This is a genomic window from Kitasatospora sp. NPDC051702 (assembly GCF_040681575.1).
In the GTDB taxonomy this organism is placed as follows: Bacteria; Actinomycetota; Actinomycetes; order Streptomycetales; family Streptomycetaceae; genus Kitasatospora.
The window spans coordinates 58029-83121 of sequence record NZ_JBFAZB010000008.1; the positions used below are offsets into that span (position 1 = coordinate 58029).

Below are 25093 nucleotides of genomic sequence, written 5' to 3' on the forward strand. Positions count from 1 at the left end.
ACTGGGGGCCGCCGGGTCGCGGGGTGGTTCGGGCAAACGGCTTCCGAGCGGCGGCCCCGCGCGCAAGGATGTGCGCCGTCGAATGATTGACGGAGGATCAGATCATGAACGAAGTGACGCCGCCGCCGCGGTCGGGGGACGACGCGGAGGCGGGCGGGGGCCTGAACGTCGTCAACGTGATCGCCAACTCGACGGTCAACGGCCCGGTGGTCCAGGGCGGCACCGTCCACCTGCCTCCGCCGGCGCCGCCGGAGTGGCCGGTCTCGATCGGCGCCATCCCGATCCTGGCCAGCGCCTTCCAGCCGCGCACCGCCGTGCGCGAGGCGGTCGACCGGGTGCGGGCCGGCAGCGAGACCGTGGTGCTCTCCCAGGTGCTCGCCGGCGGCGGTGGGGTCGGAAAGAGCCAACTGGCCGCGCACTACGCCTGGCAGGCCCTCGAGGACGGCGTCGAGGTGGTGGTCTGGGCGGCGGCCGCCGACCCGGTCACCGTCCTCCTCGCGTACGCCGAGGCGGCCGCCGCCGTCCAGCTGCCCGGTGCCACCAACGCCACCGACCGGGTCGAGAAGGACGCCCAGCGCTTCCTGAGCTGGCTCCGCAGCACCGAGCGCAGCTGGCTGGTGGTCCTCGACGACGTCACCGACTTCACCGCCACCGGACCGCTGTGGCCCGGGCGGTCCCGCCGGGGCAACGGCCGCGTCCTCGCCACCACCCGCCAGCGCGGTGCCCACGCCTCCGGCGGCGGTCGGGCGATCGTCCCGGTCGACGTCTACGACGCGGCCGAAGCCGTCTCCTACCTGCGCGAACGCCTCACCACCGCCGGCTACCCCTACCTGCTCGACCCGCAGGCCGGCGAACTCGCCGAGGCGCTCGGACGCCTGCCGCTCGCCCTCGCCCACGCCGCCGCCTACATGGTCAACCAGCAGCGGACCTGCACCGTCTACCTGGAACTCTTCCGGGAGCGCACCCGGACCCTGGAGGCCCTGCTGCCGCCCGAGGCGGACACCGAGCTGTACGGCAGGCCCGTCGCGGCCGCGCTGCTGATCTCCCTGGAGGCCGCCCAGCGGACCGAGCCCCGGGGGCTCGCCGTCCCGGCGATCCGGCTGGCGGCCCTGCTCGACCCGGCCGGACACCCCAGGGACCTCTGGACCACCGCATCGGTGACCGACTACCTCACGGAGCAACGCGCCGCCGCGGACGCTGCCGCGGTTTCCGGTCGGCCGTCGCCGACCGGCGTCCCGGGCGCGGAGCCCGCCGAACCGGGCGAACCTCCGCCGGTCAGCGCCGACGACGCCCTCACCGCCCTCGCCGTCCTGCACAGCTACAACCTGCTCAGCAGCTACCCGGCCGGAGTCGACCTCCCCCACCGGGGAGTGGTCCCCGCCCACCGGGAGGTCTCCGTCCACGCGCTGACGGCCCGCGCGGCCAGGGACACCACCCCGGAACCGACGCCCGTCCAGTCCGCGGTGATGTTCGCGATGTACCTCCTCTGGCCCGAGGAGGACCACACCGACCACCGCCTCGCGGCCAGCCTCCGGGCCAACACCGCGATCCTGCGCGACACGGTCGGCAGCGAGGTGCTGCGGCTCTTCCCCGGGTTCGTCCTGCGGACGAAGGCGGGGATGAGCCTGCTCCACGCCGGCCTGCACGAGCTTGCCATCGCCCACTGGGAGGAGGAGGTGGAGGGGGACACCCGTGAACTCGGCGCGGACGACGACAGCACGCTCGCCTCGCGGGCCAACCTCGCCGCCGCCTACCGGCAGGCCGGACGCACCGCCGAGGCCATCGCCCTGCAGAAGCAGGTCGCGGTCGCCACGGAGCGCAGCCACGGCGCCGACGCCCCCGGGACCCTGACCGTCCTGGCCGGTCTCGCCGGCTCCTACAGCGATGCCGGCCGCTACAGCGAGGCGCTGGCGCTCAGGGAACGCGTGCTGGAGGCTCACGAGCGGGTCCGCGGAGCGTTCCACCAGGACACCGTTCGGGCGCGGGGAAGCCTGGTGCGCGCCTACCACGACGCCGGCCGGTCGGAGGAGGCCGTCGCGCTCGCTGAACGGGTCGTGGCCGAGCGCGTGCAGCTCGACGGCCGGCGCGCGGAAGGCGGCCAGGAGCATCCCGAGACCCTCAGCGCCTGGGCGAACCTGGCCGTCGGGTACAACGCGTCAGGGCGGTACGCCGAGGCGATCGCGATCCTGGAGGCCGTCCTGCCGGCCAGGACCCGCGCGCTCGGCCCGGACCACCGCGACACCCTGAACACCAAGGTCGAGCTCGGGGTCTCCTACGCCCGGAGCGGCCGTGCCGAGGAGGCGATCGTCCTGGAGCGGCAGGCCGCGGCCGATCTGACCCGGATCCAGGGCCCGGAGCACCCCGACACCCTCACCGCGCTGGCGAACCTCGCGGTGTCCTGCCGCCGGACCGGGCGGCGCGGGGAGGCCGTCGAGCTCTCCGAACGGGTCCTGCCGGCCCGGGCCCGGGTCCTCGGGCGGGACCACCCGGACACCCTGGTCTCCGCGGCCAACCTGGTCAACGCCTATGCCACGAACGGAGAGGTCGCCCGTGCGCTGAAGCTCGCCGAGGCCCTGCGGCCCCAGCAGGAGCGCGTCTTCGGCCCGACGCACCGCGACACGCTGATCGGACGCCACGCGGTGGCCCTGCTGCGGGTCCACCGGGGCGAGGCCGTCCTCGCCGAGGACCCGGACCAGGCCGCGGAGGACGCGGCGGTGGCCATCGAGGCCGTCGGCCCGCACGTGGAGCCGCGGGTGCCCGAGATGGACGAGGTCCTGCCCGGTGCCTACCGCCTCGCGGAGGCGGCCCGGGCCGCGCTGCGGGCCCGCGGCGGAGTGCCGGGCGCGCCGGGCGTGCCCGGCACGAGCACGAGGCGGAGTGAAGGCGAAGGCTGATGATGCCCCCGGGCGCGCCGTCGCGGGCCCGGGGGGCACCCGTCACCTCCGGCTAGTGTCCCTGGTTCTGCCTGTCCACCACCGGGTGCACGGGCGCGGCGGTGTCGGTGGCTCCGTCGGCCCCGAGGGCCCTGTCGGCCTGGTGGGTCGCGTCGGCCGCGTGGGCCGCGGACACCGGGGCCTGCGGCGCGGCGGCGTGTGACGGTGTCGCGAAGCCGAACGCGGCGCTCGCCACGACGGCGCTGGTGACGGCCATCTTCGCGAGCCCGCCGGTCACTTCCGGCATGTGCTGCCTCCCCCGTTCATTTCCCGTCGTGGTGACGGGAGTTGACACGAGCAGCAAACCACCGCCCCGAGCCGTGGGCAAGCCTTCGAGGAGCCGCCGGGGAGTCCGAGGTCAGCCGCCCGCCCCGGGCGCGGCCGGCTCCGGGACGGGCGGTGCTCCGGCAGCGGTTGGCGGGGCGAACAGGGCCCGGACGGTCTCGGCGGCGAGGTCGCGCAGCCAGGCGTGGGCGCGGTCGTCGTCGTAGCGCTGGTGCCACAGCAGGTACAGCGGGACGTCGGGCAGCGGGAGTGGCAGCGGCAGCGTGACCAGGCCGAGCCGTTCCCGGGCGGTGCGGGTGACCGCGTCGGGGAGGGTGACGACCAGGTCGGATTCGAGGGCGAGTTGCAGGGCGAAGGCGGCGGTGGGCCCGGCGGCGACGACGCGTCGTGTGAGAGCGCGCGTGGTGAGCGCGTCGTCGATCGGGTCGCGCAGGCTTCCGCGGCGCGACACGGTGAGGTGTTCGGCGGCCGCGTAGCGCTCCAGGTCCGACGGGCCTTCGGTGAGGGGGTGGCCCGGCCGGACGGCGACGACCAACCGATCGCTGCCGACGAGGCGGTGGCGGATGTCGGGGAGTTCCGGGGCGCGGGAGCTCGATTCGAGGTCGACCTCGCCCCGGCGCAACTCGGCGTCGTCCGCCCCGGGCTCGGCGGACAGGCGCAGCCGGATGCCGGGGGCCTGCCGGCGGACGGCCGTGGTCAGGGTGGTGCCGCAGGCGGCGGTCAGGGCGTCGTGCCAGCGCACGGTGAACACCCGGTCCAGCGCTGCCAGGTCGAGCTCCTGATGGGCCGACAGGAGGTGGTGGGCCTGCTCGACGAGGGCGTGGACCTGGGCGCGCATGGCCAGCGCGCGGGTGGTGGGCACCATGCTGCGGCCGGTGCGGACCAGGATCTGGTCACCGGTGGCCTTGCGGATGCGGCCCAGGGAGCGGCTCATCGCCGGTGAGGTGACGTGGAGGCGTGCCGCGGCGCCGGCGACGCTGCCTTCCTCCAGCAATGCGTCCAGTGCTGTGAGCAGGTTCAGATCCAGCTGCATGGAGGGAACTCTACAAGTGCGTGGCATGCACTCGTTGTTAACGATCGAGGCCGGGGCCGCGTATCTCCCGGGTGGCGACCGACGCCGAGCAGACCGTCACCGGCCTGCACGGCGAAGCCGGCTGGCAGCCGTCACCGGCCTGCTCGGCGACCGCGGCTGGCAGCCCGTACAGGTCGAGGAACTCGGCGGCATCACCACGGCCCGCACCGCCGGGGCCATGCCTCGTGATCCCCCGCCCCCCGCGACGCCACGGCCTTACCCCCTTCGCGGTCTCCTCCGCCCGCTGACCCCGCCGGACTCAGGACCGGGTCCACCCCCGGAGCCGGGCGCGGCCCAGCACGGGGCCGGTCGAGCGCCGGCCCCGGCAGCCTCCCTCAGCGGCCGCCGCCCCGGTGCAGTGCGGCGCCGTTCCTGCCTCCGCCGAATCGGGCGGGCGGGTGCGGTGCTATCCGGTGGTGCGTTCGTTCACGCAGAGGATGTTTCCTTCGCTGTCCTTGAACCAGGCCGCGCGCATGCCGTCGTCGTCGGCGACGCCGTTGACGGTCTTCAGACCGGGGAAGTCGTAGTCCTCGAACGTGACGCCGCGGCTGCGGAGGGCTTCCATCTCGGCGTCGAGGTCGGCGACCTTGAAGCTGGCGAGGGTGTGGGCGGCCTGCCCGGCGCTGGGCGTCTCGTAGAGGCCGACCTCGGTGCCGCCGCACTGGAAGACGAGTTCGTGCGGGTTCTCCTCGGTGAGCTTCAGACCGAGGGTGTCGGTGTAGAACGCCTTGGCGCGGGCCAGATCGGCGGCCGGGATGATGGCTATCAGGGGTGCGTCTCCAAGCATGTCCATCGCCTCCTACCACCAGGCTAGGTACGTCCGCGCCGGCCTGCTCGGGGAAACGTGGGCCACGGGCCCTCCACGGGCCCTCCACGGGCCCTCCATGGGCCCTCCACGGGCCGGTCCTCGGTCGGTCGGTGGCCGGCCCTCAGCCGGAACCGGGTGGCCAGGCCGCCGGGACGCGTTCCAGCACGCCCGCGCCGAACAGCTCGTACAGCGGCAGGGTCTCCAGGTGGACGTAGCCGATGTGGCAGTCGCAGACCGGCAACGGGCAGTCGCGCGGCCCCAGCCGGGTGCGGTACGAGCCGTCGTAGAGGTTGCCGAGGACGTCCCGGACGAAGTGGCACCGGCGCACGGTGCCGTCGCCGTCCACCGAGAGCACGGACTCCCCGGTGCGGCAGGGGCGGCCGGCACTGGGGTGGGCGTGCCGGCTGTAGCCGAAGTGCGGATCGAGCGCCGTCCAGTCGGCAGCCTCGGCGTCCGAGTACGTCCGGCCCTCGGCGGCGTTGATCCAGAGGTAGACCTCAGGGGCGAGTTCGGCGCGCAGCCGGCGGGCCTCCGCGAGGTGTTCGGGCCGGCCGACCACCCCGACGCTGTACCGCACGCCCAGCGCGTCCAGCTCCCGGCACCGGGAGAGGAACCGCTCGCGGGAGACCTGGCCCGGGTGGTACGTCACCCAGAGCGCGAGGGTGTCGAGGTCGGCCTCCGCCAGCCAGCCGGTGCGGCAGCTGAGGTTGGTCTGGATCGCCACCCGGCGCACGTGCGGGAGCCGGCTCAGCCCGACCAGGGCCTGCCGGTACCAGGAGCGCACCAACCCCTCGCCCCAGGGCGTGAACAGCACCGAGAGGGTGTCGCCGCTGCCCGCCCGCCCGGCCGCCCAGCCGGTGAACCGCTCCAGCGCCGCCCGGTCGGCGCGCAGCTGGTCGGGCGTGTCGCGGCGCTTGGCGAACGGGCAGTAGGGGCAGTCGTAGTCACAGGAGGCGAGCGGACCGCGGTAGAGCAGGGGGAGAGCCCGCGGACCGGGCTCCACCGGGGCGGCGGTGGCGAGGCCCGGCACGGGGGCGGCGTGCGGGGGCCGGACGACGGGCAGGCCGAGGAAGGTCATTTCGCCTCGTAGGCGGCCATCAGGGCGGCGACCCCGGGTGAGAACAGCATCGGCCCGGCCGCGTCCGAGTGGGCCAGTCCCTCCGGGGTGAGCAGCAGGCGCTCCCCGTCCTCGGCCAGCCAGCCGCGGGCGGCGAACGCGGCCAGCTCGACCGGGAAGTCCTCGGTGGGCGTGCTGCCGAACCGGGCGCGGTAGTCCGCCAGCGGCATGCCCGCGGCCTGCAGCAGGGACTGCACCAGGTGCCGCCGGCGGGGCTCGTCGCCGCTCATCCGGTGGCCGACCTCCGCGTGGTGGAAGTCCTCGGTGGCGACGAAGTCGTCGATGATGCCGCGCACCTCCGTGGCGTTCACCGCGTAGTCGAAGGAGTAGTGCAGCCGCGAGGTGTAGGAGCGGGCGCCGCAGCCCAGGCCGACCATGCCGTCGGTCTGGCAGGCGTACTCGCCGGCCCCGGCCTGCGGGGAGGCGGCGCGGCGGAACATCCGCATCGACACCTGCTGGTAGCCGCGGGCCAGCAGGTGGTCCCGGCCGGCGCGGTAGAGCGCGAGCCGGCGGGTGTCCCAGGCGGACGGGCTCTCCTGCTCGCCGCGCCGGGCCAGGCCCGTCAGCGGGCGGACGTACAGCGGGTAGAGGTAGAGCTCCTCGGGCTGCCAGGCGAGCGCCGCGTCCAGCGAGTGCAGCCAGCTGGCCTCGGTCTGGCCGTCGATGCCGTAGATGAGGTCGATGTTGAGCACCGGGAACCCGGCCGCGCGGATCCGGCCGAGCGCGGCCTCCACCTCGGCGCGCCGCTGCGGGCGGACGGCGGAGCGGGCCTCGGCGTCGACGAAGGACTGCACGCCCAGGCTCAGCCGGGTGGCGCCCCGGGCGGCCAGCACCTCCAGCCGGTCGGCGGTCGCGGTGGCCGGGGAGGCCTCCACCGACAGCGGCACCGCCCGCAGGTCGGCGCCCATCCGCCGCTCCGCGATGTCGCACAGCCGCCCCAGCTCGCCGGCCGTCAGGTAGGTGGGCGTGCCGCCGCCGAACGCGGCCAGCGCGAACCGGGCGTCCTCCTCCAGCGCCGCGCGGACGGCGACGGCCTGGCGCTCCAGGGCGTCCAGGTAGGCGGTGGTCAGGCCCTCGGGGCTGCCGATCCGGGTGAAGAGGTTGCAGAAGCCGCAGCGGACCTCGCAGAACGGGACGTGCAGGTACAGGGAGAGCGCGTGCTGCGCCTCGCCGGCCCACAGCTCGCGCAGCGCCGGGCGCTCGGGCAGCGGGCGGTAGGCGGTCTTGTGCGGGTAGGCGTAGACGTACGAGCGGTAGGGCGAGTCGGGGCGCGGGGGTGCGGTGGTCATGCGCGCTCCTCGGTGGTGGTGGCGGCGGTACCGGCTCCGGGCCGGGCCGGGATGGTGAAGTGGGCGTACGGGACCGTCCAGACCACCTCGTGGCCGATCCGGTGCCCGGTGTAGCCGTCCTCGCCGTACGCGGTGCCGTGGTCGGAGCAGACGATCGCGAAGCAGGGCCGGCGGGCGCTCATCGCGGCGAACAGCCGCCCGATGTGCGCGTCCACGTACTCCAGCGCGGCGGCGTGGCTGTCCCGGGAGTCACCGTGCTCGCGGGTGGCGCCGGGCAGGTGGAACCAGTTGGGCTGGTGCAGCGCGGAGACGTTCAGGAAGAGGAACAGCGGCTGCCCGGCGGGCTGTTCGGCGGCCACCCGCTCGGCCCGGGCGACCTGTTCCTCGAAGGACGTCGGTGAGGGCACGCCCATCGCGGGCTCCCAGTGGCTCTCCTGGAACAGGCCGGGCAGCACCGAGCCGAGCGGGCCCTGCTTGTTGAAGAAGCCGACGCCGCCGATGCAGACCGTCCGGTAGCCGGCCCCGGCGAGAGCGGTCGGCAGGTCGGGCGCGTCGAACACCCAGGTGCGCGGGGCGGTGCTCTCGGAACCGGCGAAGCGGGCCGCGAACAGGCGCGGGTGCGGGCCGTCGGGGGAGGCCGGCGTGGGTAGGAAGCCTGCCAGGATGGCCTGGTGGGAGGCGTAGGTGAAGCTGCCGGGCGCGTGCCGGCGCTCCCAGCGGCCGCCGGGGAGGAACGCCGCCAGGTGCGGGATCCGGCCGGCGGCGGCGAGCTCCTCGGCCACGTCGTAGCGGAGCGTGTCCAGGGTGACGAGCAGGAGGTCGTGGGTACCGACCACGGCGTTCATGTCCGGAGCGGGCGTGGGCGCCGGAGCGGGAGCGGGCTCCGGGGCCGGAACCCGGCTGGCCCGCGGCCGTACCGGGGCCGGGGCCTGGGCGGGGGTGCGGTCGGGAGAGCGGTGGTTCATGGTGCGTGTTCCGTCATCTGGTGGGTCGTCGGGGCGGGGCCGGGGGCCCCTCCCGTGGAACGGGTGAAGGCGGCGGGCCGGGTGAGCGCGGCGAGCTGGGCGCCGTAGGTGTCCAGGCCCTCGGCGGGGCCGCCGGACAGGCCGGTGAGGTTGGGCAGCAGGTCCCCGAAGGCGTTCACCTCGCCGACCAGCGCCCGCCGCCAGCCGGCCGCGGGCAGCACGTCGACACCGACCATCGGCGACCGGGGGAAGCAGGCCGCCGCGCGCTCGGCCGTCTCCAGCAGGACCGGCCAGGCCGCCCCGGCGGCCTCCCGGGCCAGGTCGACGCTGCCCCGGGCGCCACCGAGGTGCAGGTTGGTCATGGGCTGGGCGCTGGTGCGCACCACCACGTGGGTGGCCCGGCCTGCGACGACCACCACCCGCAGGTCGGTGGAGCGGCCGGACTGGGAGGCCTTGGGGATCCACTGCTCGACGTGCAGGCCGTCCGGCGCCAGCCGGTCGACGATCGCGGCGACCTCCGCCTCGTCGCGGTAGCGGCGGACCCGCAGCGAGTTGTGCAGCCGGCCGTCGGCCAGCTCGACCGAGGTGGTGGCCAGCACCTGCCCGCGCGGCCCGAACTCCAGGGCGAGCACCCCGGAGGCGGAGGAACCGTGCGCGGGCTTGACGAAGATCCGGTGCAGCCCGGCCTCGGCCAGCCGGCCGCGCAGCTGCTCCCAGCCCGTGACCTCCCCGCCGAGCGCCCGGGGCACCGGCACCCCGGCGGCCGCGAGCAGCGCGTGCGACCGCCGCTTGTCGAACATCACGCCGATCTCCTCCGGGTCGCCGAGCAGCCGCACGCCCGGTCGGGCGGCCAGCCCGCGCAGCGCGGCCAGCACGCCCGCGTACCAGGCTGCCGTGCCCTCGACCCTGGTCGGCGCGTAGGAGGGGCCGAGCGCCGGGCCGCGCAGCAGCTCGTCGACCCGGGCGTCCTCGCCCGGCGACTCGATCCGCAGCAGGCCGCCCGTGGGCGGCCGGTACTGGCCGCGCAGCACGTCCAGCCAGGGCAGGACGGCGGGCTCGGGCAGCCCGGCGGCCCGGGCCGCGGCGGCGAACAGCGTCACCCGCCGGTGCCCGGGATTGCCGAGGACGGTCAGCTGCGGCGTCATCGTGCCCCCCACCCGCCTACTCGGCGACCGCGACGTAGCGCCAGCCGTCGTCATCGTCGTCGTCCTCGGCGTCGCCGAGGTCGACCGCGACCCCGGGCAGGGCCTCGGTCAGCCGCTGCTGCATCTCCTCGCCGAGGTAGTGGTGGTGCAGGTCGAGGCTGCGCAGGTGGGTGAGCGGCTGGCCCTCCAGCAGGGCGGCCGCACCCTCGTCGGAGAGCACGCCCATGGAGAGGTCGAGCGACTCCAGCCGGGCCACCACGGGCGCGTGCGCCACGGCCGAGGCGATCTCGTCCTGGATGTCGCTGTTGGCCAGTCCGAGGTGACGCAGGCTCGGCAGGCGCGCGCCGTCGAGGAAGGGCGCGAGGTCGTCGATCGTGGTGTCGCCGCCGTACTCGTCGGTGCCCAGCCAGAGCGTCAGCCGCTCCAGCGCGGGGAGTTCGGAGGCCGCCACGGCCCGCACCACGGCGGCCGGCAGCCCACCGGCCTCGAACCGCAGCGCCGTCAGCCGGTCGTGCCGCACCGGTGCGAGGACGAGGTCCATGCCACCGCGGACGGTCAGTTCGGTGAGCCCGGGGAACGCCGTCAGCAACGGTGTGACGTCGTCCATCTCCATCCAGGAGATCTCGCACTCGTCGAAGGTCACGTCGCCCAGGAAGAGCGCCTCCAGGGCGGGCAGCCGCGCGGCGTCGGCGGTGACGGCGGTGACGGCGGCGGCCACGGAGACGTAGCCGTCCTGCCACCAGGGGCCGATCACCACGGCCCGGACCCCGGCCGGGTCGACGGTGTCCAGGAAGGCCTTCCAGAGCCGGTCGAAGTCGTGGTCGGTGTCGTACTCCAGGGCCAGCCGCCAGGCGACCTCGCCCGCGGCGGGCCGGGCGGCCGCGGTGGGGTCGAAGGGGTGGATCGGCAGGTCGTGGAAGCGGTCGGGGTGCTGCGAGACGGTCATGTTCGGTCCAGGCGGGGAGTTCGGCGGGCGGGCGGGGGTGCGGGGTGGGGCGGGAACCGGCCGTCGGGCTGTGGCCGGTAGGGCTGCGGGTCGGTCGGGTCGTCGGTCGGCGGGGGTACGGCCGGCCGGGTGCGTCGGCCGGTGACGGGTGCCGGGCGGCCGCCGCTACTCGGAGACGGCCACGTAGCGCCGGCGGTCGTCGGGCTTGCCGGCGCCGGAGAGGACGAGCCCGACCTCCGGCAGGGCCTCCCGCAACCGCTGCTGGACGTCCTCGGTGAGGAAGTGGTGGTGGAGGTCGAGGGTGCGCAGGTGGGTCAGCGGCTGGCCCTCCAGCAGGGCGGTGACGCCCTGGTCGGTCAGCGCGCCCATGGAGAGGCTGAGCGACTCCAGCCGGGCGACCACCGGGGCGTGGGCCACCGCGGCCGCTATGTCGTCCTGGAGCAGGCTGTTCTGCAGGCCCAGGTGGCGCAGCGCGGGGAAGCGGGTGCCGTCCAGGAAGGGGGCGAGGTCCACGACGCCGGCGTCCCCGCCGTAGTGGTCCACGCCGAGCCAGAGCTCGAGCCGCCGCAGGGCGGGCAGGTCGCAGCCGGCCACCGCGCGCACCACCTCGACGGGCAGCCCGCCGGTCTCGAACCGCAGCGCCGTCAGCGCCTCGTGGCGCACCGGCTCGAGCCGCAGGCCCGTACCGCCCCGCACCACCAGCTCCGTCAGCCGCGGGAAGGCCGTCAGCAGCGGGGTGACGTCCTCCATCTCCAGCCAGGAGATCTCGCTCTCCTCGTAGGTGATGTCGCCGACGAACAGGCCGCGCAGGGCGGGCAGCCGGCCCGCCGCGCCGGTGATGGCCTCGAGGGCCGAGCCGAGGCCCTCCGGCTCCTCGGAGAACCACGGGCCGATCACCACGGCCGCCACGCGCTCGGCGTCGACCGTGTCGAGGAACTGCTCCCAGCGCTCGGTGAAGGCTTCCTCGGACTCGTAGTTCAGTCCGATCCGCCAGGCGACGGCGGTGGGCTCCGGGAGGTCGGGGAGCACCGCCCCGCCGGCCTCCGCGGCGGCGTCCACGGCCTGGACGAAGTCGAAGACCGGGAGACCGTGGAACTGCTCGATGTGGTGGTTGACGGTCATGCGCTGCTCCTCTGGGGTCGGGGCCGAACAGATGTCTACCAGCAGGGTCTGACAGTCCGGTGCCCGGGTGGCGGGCGGGGGCGGGTTGTCGGACCCGTGCCCTACGTTCGGGTCCTGGCTCCGGAACGTGACCGCGCAGGGCACGGCGGAGCCGCGGGGTCCGGTGTCCGCCGGGCCCGGTCCACGGTGAGGGGAGACTGATGTACCGCCAGGGCGATGTGCTGATCGTGCCGGTCGAGGAGGGCGCCGTGCCGGGCCGGGTCGCGGCGCTGGCCGAGCAGCCGCGGGACGGGCGCGGCCGGATGGTGCTGGCGCTCGGGGAGGTCACCGGGCACGCCCACGCCGTGGTCGGCCCCGGCGCCCTCCGGCGGGAGGCCGGGCCGTTCGGCGCCGGCTGGCTGCACCTGCCCGAGGGGGGCCGGGTGGTGCACGAGGAGCACGCGGCGATACCGCTGCCCAGGGGCTGGTACCGGGTGGTGCGTCAGCGCGAGTACGTCCCGGGCGCGGTGCGGATGGTCGCGGACTGAGCGGACCGACCGGCCCGTCGGCACCGGTGCCCGGACCGACCGGTGTCCGGCGCGGCCGGCGGTCGACCGGCGGTCGGTCGGGCGGTACGGCGGGCGGCACGACAGGCAGCCCGGAACTCGGAACGGAACGGCAGCATGCGGTCGGGCGGGGAGCCCGGCCGGGAACGGAGCAGGACGATGCAGACGGTGATTCCCGACGACCCGGCAGGGGCGGCGACGGCGGACGGTCCCGCCGGGGTGACGGCCCGCTGGCGGGCGGTCGCCGCGGCCACCGGCGCGGCCGACCGGGCGGCGGCCGAGCGGGCCGTGCGCGCGGCGTACCGGGCGGCCGGGCTGGCCGAACCCGCGGCCGTCCGCTGGTTCGGCTCGCCGCTGGCGGCCGCCGAGGCGGCGCTGGAGCTGCGGGCCGCCGGTGCGGTGAGCGTCCGCGAAGCCGTGCGAACCGGGCCCTGGGAGCGGGACCGGCGGCGGGCCGTCGACCGGGTCGGCGCCGCCGGGTGGGCGGCGCACTGGGCGGTCACCGGCGGCGAACTCGGCCCGGTCACCACCCCGCTCGCCGACCGCGTCCGCAACGCCGTCCTGGACCGGCTCGCCCCCGAGGCGGACCGCGCGCAGGCCCCGGGCGGGGCGGCCGACGCCGCCCGCGCCCGCCGCACCGCCGCCCGGCTCGCCCTGCTGGACGCGGTGCGCGGCCAGCACGACGCGCCCTGGTTCGCCGCCTTCGAGGCGGCGTTCGGCACCGACGAGCCGGGTGCCGGCGCCGCCGAGCCGCTCGCCGCGGTGGCCCGGGAAGCCGGCTGGTGGTGGCCGTACCAGGACGTCGCCCTGGTCAGCGAACGCCCGGTCGCCCTGCACCGGGACGAGGCCGGGCGGCTCGACCGGGCGGACGGCCCCGCCCTGGAGTACGCCGACGGCTTCGCCCTGCACGCCTGGCGCGGCATGCCGGTGCCCGCCGAGTTCCTGGCCGGGCTCGGCGACGTCACCGCCGAGCGGATCCGCACCGAGGAGAACGCCGAGCTGCGCCGCGTCCTGCTGGAGCACTACGGCTACGACCGCTACCTCGCCGACTCCGGCGCCGTCCCGGTCGACCGTGACGAGACCGGGGTGCTCTGGCGGATCACCCTGCCCGACGACGAGCCGGTGGTGATGGTCGAGGTGGTCAACTCGACCGCCGAGCCCGACGGCACCTTCCGCACCTACTGGCTGCGCGTCCCGCCGAGCACCCGCACCGCCCGCGCGGGGGTCGCCTGGACGTTCGGCGTCCCGGAATCCGAGTACCACCCGCAGCGCGAAACCTGACCGGGCCGCCGCCGGGCCCCCTGACGGCCTGAGCGGCCCGAGCGGTCGGGCCGTCAGGGCCGCTCAGGGCCGCCCAGGGCCGCGAAAAGCGCTGGACACGCTCGGGACACTGGTGGGCATGGCCGTCACCCAACAACTCGCCCGCGTCCCCGTCGCCTATCTCGAGCGCTGCCGCACCCTGGCCGCCGAGCGGGCCGACGGCGACCACGGGTTCGACCCGCCGGCCGCGGACTGCCTCGACCTCGACTGGGCGCCCTTCCTCCTCAAGCGCGTCGCCGAACTCGGAGGCCTCGACCAGGCCCCGCTGGCCGCGCTGCACCTGGCCCTCGACGGGGATCCCGCCTCCGACCTCGCCTTCCTCAACCGGTACCCGCACGCCATCGCCGCGTTCGGCGGCACCCCGACCGCACTCGCCCCGGCGGAGGTGGCCCGGGTCGCCGGGCTGCTCCACGGGATCGACCTGCCGGCTCTGTGGGAGTCCGTCTCGCCCGAGGACCTCGGCCCGCTCTCCCAGGGCATCACGGGCGGCGCCCGGCGCTACGCGGCCACCCACTTCGCCGCACTGCTCGGCTTCTACGCCGAGGCCGCCCGGCGGGGCCTGGCCGTGGTCCTCTGGTGGGACTGACGGCGCCCCGGCGGCAGGGCACCTGGTAGGCGGAGTGACTCAGGCCGAGAACCGAGCGATGTATTCGGCGAACGGTGGGATTCCGACTTCTGCCCGTCGCTCGTCCATGAGCTCGGGTTCCTCGCAGGGCCACGGGACCGGCGAGCCGTCCCTCACTCCGGCGATCTGCGTGCCGTAGATCTGCTTCTGCCCTTCGTTCACAAGCGTGCGATCCCGCAGGAAGGCGAGATCGCGAGGGCTGGCGGAGCCGTCGGCCACGGCCTGCTCCATCAGCCGCAGCGCGCGCCGCTGAACGTCGAGCTGCCGGTCGGCGTGTTGTGCGATCAGCCACGCGGCCCGGGCCGCGTCGTCACCGACAAGTCCGGCGGTCGGCCATCCGTGCGCGGCCATGATCTCGCTGAGACGGTCCGCGTGCTGCGCGGTCAAACGACGCCACGCCAACTGCTCCGCCGGGTCGTCACTGTTCGCCTTGCGCGCGGCCTGGTGATCTGCCGCGGCCATCACGTTGAGCTCCGCGGCCACTGCGGCACGGTCGGATGCCATCCCTACTCCAGATCAGATCGACGTTCCCGTTGGTCATCCGCAACCCTAAGTGTGCAGAATGCGACAAAATCTCCTCCGCGAGGGCGGTGACAGGCGCATCCGGCGATTGGGATACTTGATCTATCCACGGAGCCGGGGCCGGATCGGCGCCACGGTGACGGTCCCGTGGAGGAGACGGGCGAGCTCGTCGAGCCCGCCGGCCGACCACCTCGGTCGCCGCAGCGTTGCCGGTCGGAGCGCGGGTCCTGGAACTCCGCAACGGCGTGCTTGATCTGACGTCCGCATAGGTAGTGAGCGCCGCCTGGGACATCGACCGGCTCGGACGACGGCGCGGCCTGGAGACCGGTGACGGCACGACCCGCGAGCCCGATCAGACGGCCGTCACCATCGCCTCGATCCTGCTCTGGATCTGGATCTTTGAGGACGACCCCGAGTGGGCGGCGGTGCGGCCGACGTTGAGGGGCGGCACCGCCCGCGGAGCTCGGTCCGCTCCCGGCGGACGTCACCGGTGGCGCTCGCCGGCGTCAGGGGGCCCGGGCGATCAGGACGGGCTGGAAGAAGCCCGTTTCGGCGGGCTGTCGCCAGCGGACGGTGGTGAAGCCGGCCGCGGTGGCGAAGGCGGTGAGCCGGGGCGCGGTCAGTGCCCAGTAGGTGGAGCGGTGGACGTCGACCTGCCAGGCACCGGCGGCGTCCGGGACGAGGCGGAAGAGTTCCAGGTCGTAGCGTTCGCCGTCCTCGTGCCAGTGCCAGAGCTGGAACACGACCGATCGCCGGCCGTCCCGGTCGACGGTCTGCGGCGGGGTGGACGCCGGGCGGGTGCGCCGCAGTTCGTCGTAGGGCCGGGTGCTGAGCAGCAGCAGGCCGCCGGGCCGCAGGACGCGCCGCAGTTCGGCGAGCGCGGCGTCGACGTCCTCGGGGGTGAGCAGGTGGGGGAGGGCGTTGTCGGCGCAGACGACGACGTCGAACCGGGCGTCGGGGAAGGGGAGCCGGCGCATGTCGGCGGCGGCCGTCGGCAGGTGCAGGCCCCGCTGGCCGGCCTCGTCGGCGGCCCGGGCGGCGGCGACCGGACTGAGGTCGGTGCCGGTGACGCGGTGGCCGAGGCCGGCCAGGCCGATGGCCTGGGTGCCGATGCCGCAGGCGCAGTCCAGGACGTCCAGCGGTGGTTCGCCGGGGCGGTCGCCGAGGTCGGTGCGGATCAGGGCGTCCAGGGCGGCGCCCTGCCGGCCGACGGAGGCCGACCAGTCGGCGTAGAGGAGGTGGTAGCCGGCTGCGAGCCCGTCGTAGAAGTGCCCGACCGGGCCGGTGGGACGGGCGGGGCCGGGGAAGCCGGCGGCGTCGGCCGTGTCGGCGGGGAAGTCGGTCATGGCGTCTGGCCTCCACGGTCGGCGGGGCGGGGCGGGCGGTGGGACCGACCGGACGTGGCACCCCGGCGGTCCGCCCGGTCGTCGTGCGGCTATCCTCGCCCAGGTCGAGCCGGGCCGGACAGCGGTTTTCCGACGGTGCGTCACCCCGCGCCGACGGCGTCACCCCGCGTCGACCACCCCGGGCCGGGGCCCGTCCGGGAACGCGGCGGACGAGGCGGACGCGGCGGACGCGGGGCACGGAAGGGGCGGGCAGAGCGCGGGCGGAGGACTGGCAGAGCGCGGGCGGAGAACGGACGGAGGACGGCGGAGCGGTGGAACGGATACCGGACGAGGACCCGCTGGGCGGGATGCGCCCGTTCCTCGAGGCGGGCGACGCCGTGCTGGGCTACGAACCGGTCGGCCCGGGGCACGGGTTCGCCGATCGCTGCTGGGTGCTGCACACCCTGCGGGTGGACGGGCGGCGGGTGCGCTGGGCCGACGCCCTCTCGGCGGCCGGCCGCCGGCTCGCGGACTGGCCGTTCACGCTCTCCTCCCTGCTGCTCGACGGGGCCGTGCACGCCGCGCTGCCCGGCGGGGTCGAGTACCCGTGGATCGGCGTACCGGACCGCGACTGTCTGACCCGCCTGGTGGAGCTGCTGGCCCGGCACGGAGCCGACGGGACGGCGACGGAGTGCTACTGGGCGCAGGCGGCGATCGAGGACCTGTCGGCGCCCGTCCCCGCCCATCGCGGCCGGCTGGGCGAGGCCGTGGCCCACCACGAGGCCTGCGAGGGCCCGGCCCGTGCGAGCGGACTGCAGTTCCCGGCCCACTGGTGGCCGCTGGACGGCTCCTGGTTCGTCCTCACCGACTGGGACCTCAGCGCCACCGAGGTGTTCGGCCCGCCCGCCCTGATCGAGGAGCTGCTCGCCGACGACGTCCTGGAGGCCGTTCGCCACCCGGCCGTCGCCGAGGTCCAGGGCCGCCCGGCCCGATGGCCGGGGTGACCTGAGCGACCGAGGCGACGGCGCGCCCGATGGTGCCCGCCCGGCGGTGCTCGCCGGGTGCAGCCGACCGGGACGGACGGTGGCGCCGCAACGGGAGGGTCCGGTCGCAACGGGACCGCCCGGCCGCCGGCTCGGTCGAGCGGGCGACCGGGCGGTCCGGTGCGTCGGGGCGTGCGCGGTCGGCGCCGCGGGGTCAGACGGTGACGGTCTCGGTCCGCTCCGCCCGGGGGCCGGTGGTCCGCTCGGCGGCCGGGGTGTTCTCCCGCGGCGCGGGGAGCACGGCCATGATCGCGGCGGAGATGACGATGGTCGCCGCCCAGGCGAGCCCGTACCTGCCGACGGGGGTGTCGGAGAGCGGTCCGGCGAACCAGTCGCACTTGGTGAAGGCGAGCCCGCTCAGGAGCGCGAGCACCCAGGACACCATCGCCTGCCAGCAGAAGCCGCCCACGTACCAGTACCGGCTGTTCCTGCCGGTGTCCATCAGCGCGGCGGCGTCGTAGCGCACCGCGCGCGTGCGGCGGCGGAACATGTCCACCGCGTAGACGCCGATCCAGGCCGAGAAGGAGACGGCGAGCAGGATCAGGAAGGTGATGAAGGAGCCCAGGAAGCTCTTGGCCACCAGCATCAGCAGCAGGCCGCCGACCAGCGAGATCACGGCGTTGATGCTGACTGCCAGGGCGCGCGGCAGCCGGACGCCCATGGTCTGCGCGGTGAAGCCGGCCGAGTACATGGAGAGGCTGTTGATCAGCAGCATGCCGACGATCGCGGTGAGCAGGTAGGGCACGGCCAGCCAGGTCGGCAGCAGGTCGCCGAGGAAGGAGACCGGGTCGGCGGCGTCCGCCAGGCCGGGCGAGGCCACCGCCATCACGGCGCCCATCAGCACCATCGGCACCATCACCAGGCCGGCGCCGGAGACCGTCACGCCGACGATCTTCCTGCCGGAGGCGGCGTGCGGCAGGTAGCGGGCGAAGTCCGGGCCGGTGGGGACCCAGCTGATGCCGCCGGCGGCGATGGTCCCGATGCCGGCGATCATCATCGCGGTGGTGCCCGCGGGCTTGGAGAAGACCTCGCTCCAGTGCATGGTGGCGACCAGGTAGCCCAGCACCAGGACGCTGAAGACGCCGAAGAGGTACGTCGACCAGGTGTTGCAGACGTTCAGCGCCTTCCGGCCCATGCCGGAGACCAGGAAGGTGCAGGCGACGAAGGCGAAGAGCGTGATCACGATCAGCGCGGTGTTGCTCTTCACGCCGAAGAGCAGGTCGAGGACGGTCAGCACGGCGTAGGCGCCGGTGACGGCGTTGATCGTCTCCCAGCCGAACCGGGCGATCCACAGGATCGCGCCGGGGAAGAGGTTCCCGCGCACCCCGAAGGTGGCCCGGGAGAGGGTCGCGCCGGGCGCACCGCCCCACTTCCCGGAGACCGACAGCACGCCGACCATGCCGAACGAGACGAGCGCGGCGCACGCGGCGACGATCAGGACCTGCCAGAAGTTCAACTGGTTGAACACCACCAGGGCAGCGCCCATGGTCAGCAGCAGGACGCTGATGTTCGCCGCGACCCAGGTCGGGAAGAGCTCTCGGACTCTGCCCTGGCGCTCGTGGTCGGGGACGGGTTCGATACCGCGCGTCTCGATCGCGCCGTCGACGTCGACGGCGGACGGGTTGTCCATGAGGGTGGCTCCGTGCGTGTGAAGCGGGAGATGAATCGGGCAAATGGAACATTTATGGAAGTCTCCGCGCGTAGCGCGGAAGTTGAGTCATCCTACTTGTTCACGATGTGGCCCGATTGACGCGGTTGTCCCCCGGCGGCGGCGAGCAGCCGGGGAAGGGGCTGACGCGTACCCCGTGGTGCGGCCGTGCGGCGTGGCCCGGGTCGCGGGAAATCGGCTGGTCAGGGCGGGGCGGTGCCGGGATGATGCCGGTATGCGCACCTTCGAAGGGCTCATCGCCGAGGCCGGGGCCGTGTCCGTGGACGGCTGGGACTTCTCCTGGCTGGACGGCCGTGCCACCGAGGAACGGCCGTCCTGGGGGTACCAGCGGATGCTGGCCGAACGGTTGGGCACGGCCTCGGCGGCCCTGGACGTGCAGACCGGCGGCGGCGAGGTCCTGGCCGGCGCCGCACGGCTGGCGACCGCGGCGTTCGGTCCCTCCGGTGCCTCTGCAGCAGGGGCCGGGGCAGGAAGCGGAGCCCCCCGCGCGCTGCCGGCCGCCCTGGCCGCCACCGAGTCCTGGCCGCCGAACGTCGCCCGCGCCACGGAGCTGCTGCACCCGCTGGGCGCGGTCGTCGTCGCGGACCCGGACGAGCCGCCGCTGCCCTTCGCCGACGGCGCCTTCGACCTGGTCACCAGCCGGCACCCGGTGAAGGCCTGGTGGTCGGAGATCGAGCGGGTGCTGCGGCCCGGCGGCACGTACTTCGCCCAGCACGTCGGCCCGGCGTCCGGCTTCGAGCTGGTCGAGTACTTCCTCGGCCCGCAGCCGCAGGCCCGGCAGGCCCGCCGGCCCGAGGACGAGAGCGCCGCCGCCCGGGAGGCCGGCCTGGAGGTGGTGGACCTGCGCTCCGAGCGCCTGCGGATGGAGTTCCGCGACATCGGCGCGGTGGTCTACTTCCTGCGCAAGGTGATCTGGATGGTCCCGGGCTTCACCGTCGACGCCCACCGGGACCGGCTGCGCGAGCTGGACGCCCTGATCCGGGCCGAGGGGCCCTTCGTCGCCCACTCGGCCCGGTTCCTGATCGAGGCCCGCAAGCCAGAGGCCGGGCGGTGACCGTGCCGGCGGTCGGAGTCGTGCGCGGCTGATCGCCCGGGTGGCCGGGGTCGCGGGGTCGGCGGGGCCGCCCGGGGCCGCTCGGCGCGGGTATTCGCTGTACCCGGGCCGTGCGGGCCGGGAGACTGCCGCGCATGGAGTTCTTCTGCTACCACCGTGATCGGCCCGGCTCCCTGGAGCTGCGGCAGGAGCTGCTCGAACGGCACTGGTCCTACATGGACGGGTACGCCGCGGAGATGATCGCCCGGGGGCCGACGCTGTCCGGCCCGGACGGAGCCCCGACCGGCAGCGTGCACGTCCTCGACCTGCCCGGCCCGGCCGCCGCCCGGGCCTTCGCCCTCGACGAGCCGGGCTACCAGGCCGGGGTGTACCGCGACCTGCTGCTGCGGCGGTGGCGCAACCTGTTGGGCCGCACGATGTGGGACTTCCCCGGAGGCCGGACCGGCGGCAGCCGGTTCCTGGTGCTCGGGCTGGGCCCGGCCGGGCCGGCCGGCTCCGCAGCAGCGCCCGTGGGGCTGCCCGCGGGACTGCCGCGGGACGAGCTGATCGCCTACGGGCCGCTGCTGTCCGACGACGGGGCCGACTGGCTGGGCACCGCGGCGCTGGTACGCGCCGCGGGCCCCGCGGAGGCGCGCGCCGTGCTGGGCCCGGAGCCGTACGCGGACGTCGAGGTGCACCGGTGGCAGTTCGGCGGGCGGGAGCCCTGAGCCGGGCAGGGTTCCGCCCCGGCCCCGCGCGCAGCGGCCCCGGCCCGTCGGCTACGCCAGGGTCACCAGCTCCAGGTACGAGTCGTGCCACAGGTCCTCGTCGCCGTCCGGCAGGAGCAGCACGCGGTCGGGGCGCAGGGCCTCGATGGCGCCCTGGTCGTGGGTGACCATCACGATCGCGCCCGGGTAGGTGCCGACCGCGGCGAGCACCTCCGCCCGGGAGGCCGGGTCGAGGTTGTTGGTGGGCTCGTCGAGCAGCAGGACGTTGGCGCCGGAGTGGACCAGGGCGGCCAGGGCCAGCCGGGTCTTCTCGCCGCCGGAGAGCACTCCGGCCGGTTTGTCGGCGTCGTCGCCGCGGAAGAGGAACGCGCCCAGGACGTGGCGCAGTTCGCCGTCGGTGAGGCCCGGGGCGGCGAGCGCGAGGTTGTCGCGGACGCTGCGCGCCGGGTCGAGGGTGTCGTGCTCCTGGGCGAAGTAGCCGAGCCGCAGTCCCGGGCCGGGGACGACCCGGCCGGCGTCGGGGGCCTCCTGGCCGGCCAGGATCCGCAGCAGGGTGGTCTTGCCAGCGCCGTTGAGCCCGAGGACCACCAGCCGGCTGCCCCGGTCGACGGCGAGGTCGAGGCCGGCGAGCACCGGGCGACCGGCGTAGGACTTGGCGAGTCCGACCGCGCCGAGGGGCGTCCGGCCGCACGGCGCGGGTTCGGGCAGCCGGATGCGGGCCGTGCGGTCGGCCTGCCGGACGGCTTCCAGCCCGGCGAGCATCCGGTCGGCCCGGCGGGCCATGCTGCGGGCGCTGGTGGCGGTGGCCACGTTGGCCCGCATCCGGTCGGCCTGGGCGTGCAGGGCGGCGGCCTTCCGTTCGGCGTTGGCCCGCTCGCGGGTGCGGCGGCGTTCGTCCGCCGCGCGCTGGGCGAGGTAGGCGTGCCAGCCGGTGTTGTGGACGTCGAGCGCGGCGCGCTGCGGGTCCAGGTGGAAGACCCGGTTGACGGTGTCGGCGAGCAGGACGGGGTCGTGGCTGATCAGCACGAGCCCGCCCCGGTGGGCGGTCAGGAAGTCGCGCAGCCAGGCCACCGAGTCAGCGTCGAGGTGGTTGGTGGGTTCGTCGAGCAGCAGGGTGCCGTGGTCGGCGAAGAGGATCCGGGCCAGTTCGACCCGGCGGCGCTGGCCGCCGGACAGGGTGCCCACCGGGGCGTCCATGACCCGGCCGGGCAGCCCGAGGCCGGCGGCGACCCGGGCGGCCTCGGCCTCGGCCGCGTAGCCCCCGCGGGCCTGGAACTCGGCTTCGGCGCGGGCGTAGGCGTCCATCGCCCGGCGCTGGTCGGCCGGCTCCTCGGCCCGGGCCATCGCCTGCTCGGCGCCGCGCAGGGTGCGCACGGCGGTGTCCAGTCCGCGGGCGGACAGGATGCGGTCGGTGACGGTGGAGGCCGGGTCGGCGGCGCGCGGGTCCTGCGGGAGGTAGCCGACGGCGCCGGTGCGGGTGACGGTGCCGGCGGCGGGCGGTAGCTGCCCGGCCAGGGTGGCCAGCAGGGTGGTCTTGCCGGCGCCGTTGCGGCCGACGAGGCCGATCCGGTCGCCGGGGGCGACGTGCAGGGTGACGTCGGACAGCAGGAGGCGGGCGCCGACGCGCAGGTCGACACCACGGGTGGTGATCATCAGGTAACGCTCCGAAACAGCGAACGGACACACGGGTGGCGTGGGAGTGGGTCCGTCAGCTAGGAGATTCGGGGCGTCGACATGCGGCCAGGGTAGCGGGCCGGTCGGATGGTACGCATCCGGATTACCGGCGGTGGGCGTGGAGCGGCGGGCATGAAGCGCGGCGGGCACGGAGTACGGCGGGCACGGCGGGCGCGGAGCGCGTGGGACGTACGGGGCCTGCGGGCGTGTCCGGTCGGACCGGGGCGTCGGCCGGGGGCGTGGGGGTGCGCGCGGGTTTCGGCCACCCCGGTGGGCGACTGGCGCGCGGGGCCGTCTTGCCGGGCCCCGGGCCGCTCGCTTCGATGGCCGCATGGGCCGAGACGACCTCGTCATCCTGACCGATCACAGCTCGACCGAAGGCAGCCGGGAGGTACTGGCCGACGCCGCGCGGGCCGTCACCGGCCGGGCGCCCGTGCTGCTCGACGCCCGGTGCTTCATGGCCGGCGGGGGCGGCCGGATCCGCTCCGACGGCGGGCGCGGGCTGCGCCTGGAGGCGGAGGGGCGCGTCGTGGCCGCCGACACCGTGGTGGTCTACGAGATCCCGCCGCACCGGCGGCGGGAGTTCGCGGCCTGCCAGCGCCTGCTGCGCGCGCACGGAGCCCGTTCGCTCGGCACCGACCCGCGCTCCTGGCGGGCCGCCACCGAGAAGGACGCGACCGTGGCACGGTTCGTGCGCGACGGCGTCCCGCACATGCCCACCGTCGCGTTCTCCCGGCCGGGTGCGCGGGCCGTCGCCGCAGCCTTCGAGCGCCTCGGCGGCGACGTCTGGGCCCGCCCCTGCGTCGGCATGGGCGGCGACGACGTCTTCCACGTCACCAGCCACGCCCAACTCGCCGCCGCGGCGCGGTACTACGAGCAGGCGGGACTGGACTGGCTGATCGCCCGGGACGCCCGCAACTTCACCCCGGAGGGCGTCCGTCACCAGTACCGGGTGGTGGTGCTCGACGGCAGGGTGGTCCGCGCCGTGGAGCACGTCCAGGCCGACCCGGACGCCCCCTGCAACGAGAGCCGGGGCGCGGTCTCCACCGTGCTCGCGACCGATGGACTGCCCGCCGGCCTGGACCGGTTGGCGATCCGGGCGGCCGCCTCCCTGGACCTTCCGCTGGCGGGCGTCGACCTGGCGGCCGAGAGCGGCGGTGTGGTGTTCGAGGTCAACGTCCACCCGGCGTTCGGTGACGGCGCGCTGGAGCAGGTCGCCGTGCCGTACGTGGCCGCGCACCTGACGCCCGGGCACCGCCCCTGACCTGCCCCGGGGGCACGGCCCCGGCACCGCCGCCGACCGGCCCCGGGCGCAGTGCACTGCCCCAGCCGTACGGGCCCCAGCTGTACGGCCAGTTGTGCCGGCCCCGGGCGCACCGCCCCCCGGTGCACCGCCGCAGGGCACCGCCGCCGGGCCGGCCCCGGGCGGCGGTCAGCTCCGCAGGACGGCGGCCAGGACGGACGGGCGGAACAGCAGCGTCGGCGGGGCGACCAGCGACATCACCTCGTGGAAGGCGGCGGTGACCGCCGGGTCGTTCACGGAGGCGGCCAGCACCTTGTCCAGGAAGCGGTGCTGGAGCTTGAGCAGGGCGCCGGAGGGGGCGCCGGTGGTGGCGGCGAACCGGGCGTCCTCGCTGCAGGACATCACCCACGGGTTCTTCGACGCGGTCGCGATCTCGCGCCGGGCGTCCCGGGCCGTGGCGTGGCCGATGCCGCCGTGCCGCAGGGCGGTCCGGCGCAGCGCCTGGGCGCAGAACAGCGCGACCGTGACGCCCTGGCCGTAGACCGGGTTGAAGGTGCTGACGGCGTCGCCGACCACCACCAGGCCGTCGGGGGAGCTGCGTTCGTAGTGCCGGCGCACGCCCGGGCCGGGGACGAAGCCGCGCACCTCGCCGTCCGGTTCGGCGTTCCGGAGGGCCTCGCGGATGCTCTGGTCGCGCAGCAGGCCGACCTGCTTGGTGAACCCGGCCTCGCCGGGCTCGGGTTCGGCGCCGCGCATGCCGGCGACGCTGACGATCCACCGGTCGCCCTCGACCGGCAGCAGCACCCCGAGCCGCGGCGCGTCGGGGGCCTTGGTCTGCAGGTAGATCGCCCGGTGGCCGAGGTCGACGCCGGCCGGGCGGTGGAAGATCCGGGAGGAGTAGGAGACGCCGGCGTCGACCCGCTCCTCGGGCACCGCCGGGTGGCCGAGTTCGGCCAGCCACTGCGGCACCGAGGTCGAGCGGCCCGCCGCGTCGACCACCAGCTCGGCCGGGATCTCCCGGACCTCGCCGCGCTCGGGGCCGCGCTCGCGGATCCGCACCCCGGTGACGGCCCGCGCCGAGCCGAGCAGGCCGACCACGTCCACGCCCTCGAGGAACTCGATCGAGGGCTCGGTGCGGACCCGGTCCAGCACCACCTTGTCCAGGACCGGCCGGGTGCAGGAGAGGAAACCGAGCTGGGCCGGGTACTGCGCCATCCAGCCGGCGGAGCTGAGCCACTTGAGGTCACCCGAGACGGCGACCCTGGTCGCGCCCGCGTCGGCCAGCTGCTGCCTGATGCCGGGCATCATCTCCTCCAGCGCCCGGTGGCCGGCCTCCAGCACCAGGTGCGCGTGCCGGCCCTGCGGCACCCCGGCCCGGAACGTCGGCTCCGCCGGGTAGCGGTCCCGCTCGACCACCACGATCCGCTCGGCGTGCCCGCGCAGCGCCCAGGCCGCCACCGTGCCGGCGAGCCCGCCGCCGATCACCACCGCCGTGCCCCGCCCGGGGCCCCTGTCCGAAGAAGTCATGACACGTAGCGTAGTGGCGCTGACGGGGCCGGTGGGCGGGCCGGCCGAACGAACGGGCCTGGTCCGGGAGGGTGTTGACGCCCCCGCACGCGGGGCGCACGACCCGCGCCGGACCGGGTGCCCGAGCGCCCGCCGGACCGGGTGTCGAAGAACCGGG

Annotated in this window: 22 protein-coding genes; 8 read left to right on the top strand and 14 right to left on the bottom strand. The window is 75.4% G+C overall.

From position 1 onward, the window contains the following. Positions 1–104: 104 nt before the first annotated feature. The gene (locus AB0N04_RS09725; RefSeq protein WP_360206115.1) at positions 105–2894 is read left to right on the top strand and encodes a tetratricopeptide repeat protein; all 2790 of its coding nucleotides are present in this window, start codon (positions 105–107) and stop codon (positions 2892–2894) included. A gap of 52 nt (positions 2895–2946) precedes the next feature. Here AB0N04_RS09725 and AB0N04_RS09730 read toward each other — a convergent pair whose 3' ends face one another. The 9 genes from AB0N04_RS09730 to AB0N04_RS09770 form a co-directional block, all read right to left on the bottom strand. After that, positions 2947–3180: a hypothetical protein gene (locus AB0N04_RS09730; RefSeq protein ID WP_360206113.1), complete on the bottom strand. Its 234-nt coding sequence runs from the start codon at positions 3178–3180 to the stop codon at positions 2947–2949. A 111-nt stretch (positions 3181–3291) separates the two neighbouring features. Continuing rightward, on the bottom strand, positions 3292–4251 hold the full coding sequence (locus AB0N04_RS09735) for a LysR family transcriptional regulator (RefSeq protein WP_360206110.1): 960 nt from the start codon (positions 4249–4251) through the stop codon (positions 3292–3294). A gap of 445 nt (positions 4252–4696) precedes the next feature. Continuing rightward, complete coding sequence (locus AB0N04_RS09740; protein ID WP_360206108.1) at positions 4697–5083, bottom strand: VOC family protein; 387 nt, start codon at positions 5081–5083, stop codon at positions 4697–4699. A gap of 136 nt (positions 5084–5219) precedes the next feature. Continuing rightward, entirely contained in the window at positions 5220–6176 is a 957-nt protein-coding gene (locus tag AB0N04_RS09745; RefSeq protein ID WP_360206105.1) for an STM4011 family radical SAM protein, read from the bottom strand. Then, positions 6173–7504: an STM4012 family radical SAM protein gene (locus AB0N04_RS09750; RefSeq protein WP_360206102.1), complete on the bottom strand. Its 1332-nt coding sequence runs from the start codon at positions 7502–7504 to the stop codon at positions 6173–6175. The genes AB0N04_RS09745 and AB0N04_RS09750 overlap by 4 nt, the downstream gene beginning before the upstream one ends. After that, positions 7501–8349 carry an STM4013/SEN3800 family hydrolase gene (locus tag AB0N04_RS09755; RefSeq protein WP_360206100.1) on the bottom strand — a complete coding sequence of 283 codons (849 nt, stop codon included), beginning with the start codon at positions 8347–8349 and terminating at the stop codon, positions 7501–7503. Before AB0N04_RS09755 ends, AB0N04_RS09750 begins: the two co-directional genes overlap by 4 nt. A 116-nt stretch (positions 8350–8465) precedes the next feature. After that, positions 8466–9614 carry an STM4014 family protein gene (locus tag AB0N04_RS09760; protein WP_360206097.1) on the bottom strand — a complete coding sequence of 383 codons (1149 nt, stop codon included), beginning with the start codon at positions 9612–9614 and terminating at the stop codon, positions 8466–8468. Positions 9615–9630: 16 nt separating this feature from the next. After that, a complete protein-coding gene (locus AB0N04_RS09765) occupies positions 9631–10560 on the bottom strand; it encodes an STM4015 family protein (protein ID WP_360206095.1) in 930 nt (309 codons plus the stop codon). Positions 10561–10725: 165 nt separating this feature from the next. After that, entirely contained in the window at positions 10726–11682 is a 957-nt protein-coding gene (locus AB0N04_RS09770) for an STM4015 family protein (RefSeq protein WP_360206092.1), read from the bottom strand. 200 nt (positions 11683–11882) lie between these two features. On the opposite strand from AB0N04_RS09770, the gene AB0N04_RS09775 reads away from it, so the two are divergent. The 3 genes from AB0N04_RS09775 (at position 11883) to AB0N04_RS09785 (ending at position 14133) form a co-directional block, all read left to right on the top strand. Beyond that, on the top strand, positions 11883–12209 hold the full coding sequence (locus tag AB0N04_RS09775; protein WP_360206089.1) for a hypothetical protein: 327 nt from the start codon (positions 11883–11885) through the stop codon (positions 12207–12209). A gap of 177 nt (positions 12210–12386) precedes the next feature. Then, positions 12387–13508 carry a DUF6745 domain-containing protein gene (locus AB0N04_RS09780; protein ID WP_360206087.1) on the top strand — a complete coding sequence of 374 codons (1122 nt, stop codon included), beginning with the start codon at positions 12387–12389 and terminating at the stop codon, positions 13506–13508. A 118-nt stretch (positions 13509–13626) separates the two neighbouring features. Continuing rightward, the gene (locus tag AB0N04_RS09785) at positions 13627–14133 is read left to right on the top strand and encodes a DUF1877 family protein (protein WP_360206084.1); all 507 of its coding nucleotides are present in this window, start codon (positions 13627–13629) and stop codon (positions 14131–14133) included. Between the two features lie 39 nt (positions 14134–14172). Here AB0N04_RS09785 and AB0N04_RS09790 read toward each other — a convergent pair whose 3' ends face one another. Both AB0N04_RS09790 and AB0N04_RS09795 read right to left on the bottom strand, forming a co-directional pair. Further along, positions 14173–14676 carry a DUF6624 domain-containing protein gene (locus tag AB0N04_RS09790; RefSeq protein WP_360206082.1) on the bottom strand — a complete coding sequence of 168 codons (504 nt, stop codon included), beginning with the start codon at positions 14674–14676 and terminating at the stop codon, positions 14173–14175. A 524-nt stretch (positions 14677–15200) separates the two neighbouring features. After that, positions 15201–16040, bottom strand: a complete 840-nt coding sequence (locus tag AB0N04_RS09795; RefSeq protein ID WP_360206079.1) for a class I SAM-dependent methyltransferase — start codon at positions 16038–16040, stop codon at positions 15201–15203. A gap of 311 nt (positions 16041–16351) precedes the next feature. On the opposite strand from AB0N04_RS09795, the gene AB0N04_RS09800 reads away from it, so the two are divergent. Continuing rightward, on the top strand, positions 16352–17023 hold the full coding sequence (locus AB0N04_RS09800) for a hypothetical protein (protein ID WP_360206077.1): 672 nt from the start codon (positions 16352–16354) through the stop codon (positions 17021–17023). A gap of 193 nt (positions 17024–17216) precedes the next feature. Here the strand turns inward: AB0N04_RS09800 and AB0N04_RS09805 are convergent, their stop codons facing one another. Continuing rightward, positions 17217–18692 carry a cytosine permease gene (locus tag AB0N04_RS09805; protein ID WP_360206074.1) on the bottom strand — a complete coding sequence of 492 codons (1476 nt, stop codon included), beginning with the start codon at positions 18690–18692 and terminating at the stop codon, positions 17217–17219. A 253-nt stretch (positions 18693–18945) separates the two neighbouring features. Between AB0N04_RS09805 and AB0N04_RS09810 the strand changes: the two genes are divergently transcribed. Next, entirely contained in the window at positions 18946–19785 is an 840-nt protein-coding gene (locus tag AB0N04_RS09810; RefSeq protein WP_360206071.1) for a methyltransferase domain-containing protein, read from the top strand. 134 nt (positions 19786–19919) lie between these two features. After that, complete coding sequence (locus AB0N04_RS09815; protein WP_360206069.1) at positions 19920–20492, top strand: YciI family protein; 573 nt, start codon at positions 19920–19922, stop codon at positions 20490–20492. A 51-nt stretch (positions 20493–20543) separates the two neighbouring features. Here the strand turns inward: AB0N04_RS09815 and AB0N04_RS09820 are convergent, their stop codons facing one another. Continuing rightward, positions 20544–22145, bottom strand: a complete 1602-nt coding sequence (locus AB0N04_RS09820) for an ABC-F family ATP-binding cassette domain-containing protein (protein WP_360206066.1) — start codon at positions 22143–22145, stop codon at positions 20544–20546. 352 nt (positions 22146–22497) lie between these two features. Here AB0N04_RS09820 and AB0N04_RS09825 point away from each other — a divergent pair, with 352 nt between their 5' ends. Next, a complete protein-coding gene (locus AB0N04_RS09825) occupies positions 22498–23430 on the top strand; it encodes an alpha-L-glutamate ligase (RefSeq protein WP_360206063.1) in 933 nt (310 codons plus the stop codon). A gap of 168 nt (positions 23431–23598) precedes the next feature. Here the strand turns inward: AB0N04_RS09825 and AB0N04_RS09830 are convergent, their stop codons facing one another. Beyond that, positions 23599–24936, bottom strand: a complete 1338-nt coding sequence (locus AB0N04_RS09830; RefSeq protein WP_360206060.1) for an FAD-dependent monooxygenase — start codon at positions 24934–24936, stop codon at positions 23599–23601. Positions 24937–25093 lie beyond the last annotated feature (157 nt).

Coding starts and splice junctions, on each gene's coding strand:
- AB0N04_RS09740 (WP_360206108.1), bottom strand. CDS start 5,083: ATGGACATGCTTGGAGACGCACCCCTGATAGCCATCATCCCGGCCGCC.
- AB0N04_RS09790 (WP_360206082.1), bottom strand. CDS start 14,676: ATGGCATCCGACCGTGCCGCAGTGGCCGCGGAGCTCAACGTGATGGCC.
- AB0N04_RS09745 (WP_360206105.1), bottom strand. CDS start 6,176: ATGACCTTCCTCGGCCTGCCCGTCGTCCGGCCCCCGCACGCCGCCCCC.
- AB0N04_RS09795 (WP_360206079.1), bottom strand. CDS start 16,040: ATGACCGACTTCCCCGCCGACACGGCCGACGCCGCCGGCTTCCCCGGC.
- AB0N04_RS09825 (WP_360206063.1), top strand. CDS start 22,498: ATGGGCCGAGACGACCTCGTCATCCTGACCGATCACAGCTCGACCGAA.
- AB0N04_RS09830 (WP_360206060.1), bottom strand. CDS start 24,936: ATGACTTCTTCGGACAGGGGCCCCGGGCGGGGCACGGCGGTGGTGATC.
- AB0N04_RS09730 (WP_360206113.1), bottom strand. CDS start 3,180: ATGCCGGAAGTGACCGGCGGGCTCGCGAAGATGGCCGTCACCAGCGCC.
- AB0N04_RS09805 (WP_360206074.1), bottom strand. CDS start 18,692: ATGGACAACCCGTCCGCCGTCGACGTCGACGGCGCGATCGAGACGCGC.
- AB0N04_RS09780 (WP_360206087.1), top strand. CDS start 12,387: ATGCAGACGGTGATTCCCGACGACCCGGCAGGGGCGGCGACGGCGGAC.
- AB0N04_RS09735 (WP_360206110.1), bottom strand. CDS start 4,251: ATGCAGCTGGATCTGAACCTGCTCACAGCACTGGACGCATTGCTGGAG.
- AB0N04_RS09820 (WP_360206066.1), bottom strand. CDS start 22,145: ATGATCACCACCCGTGGTGTCGACCTGCGCGTCGGCGCCCGCCTCCTG.
- AB0N04_RS09750 (WP_360206102.1), bottom strand. CDS start 7,504: ATGACCACCGCACCCCCGCGCCCCGACTCGCCCTACCGCTCGTACGTC.
- AB0N04_RS09815 (WP_360206069.1), top strand. CDS start 19,920: ATGGAGTTCTTCTGCTACCACCGTGATCGGCCCGGCTCCCTGGAGCTG.
- AB0N04_RS09760 (WP_360206097.1), bottom strand. CDS start 9,614: ATGACGCCGCAGCTGACCGTCCTCGGCAATCCCGGGCACCGGCGGGTG.
- AB0N04_RS09755 (WP_360206100.1), bottom strand. CDS start 8,349: ATGAACGCCGTGGTCGGTACCCACGACCTCCTGCTCGTCACCCTGGAC.
- AB0N04_RS09770 (WP_360206092.1), bottom strand. CDS start 11,682: ATGACCGTCAACCACCACATCGAGCAGTTCCACGGTCTCCCGGTCTTC.
- AB0N04_RS09725 (WP_360206115.1), top strand. CDS start 105: ATGAACGAAGTGACGCCGCCGCCGCGGTCGGGGGACGACGCGGAGGCG.
- AB0N04_RS09785 (WP_360206084.1), top strand. CDS start 13,627: ATGGCCGTCACCCAACAACTCGCCCGCGTCCCCGTCGCCTATCTCGAG.
- AB0N04_RS09775 (WP_360206089.1), top strand. CDS start 11,883: ATGTACCGCCAGGGCGATGTGCTGATCGTGCCGGTCGAGGAGGGCGCC.
- AB0N04_RS09810 (WP_360206071.1), top strand. CDS start 18,946: ATGCGCACCTTCGAAGGGCTCATCGCCGAGGCCGGGGCCGTGTCCGTG.
- AB0N04_RS09765 (WP_360206095.1), bottom strand. CDS start 10,560: ATGACCGTCTCGCAGCACCCCGACCGCTTCCACGACCTGCCGATCCAC.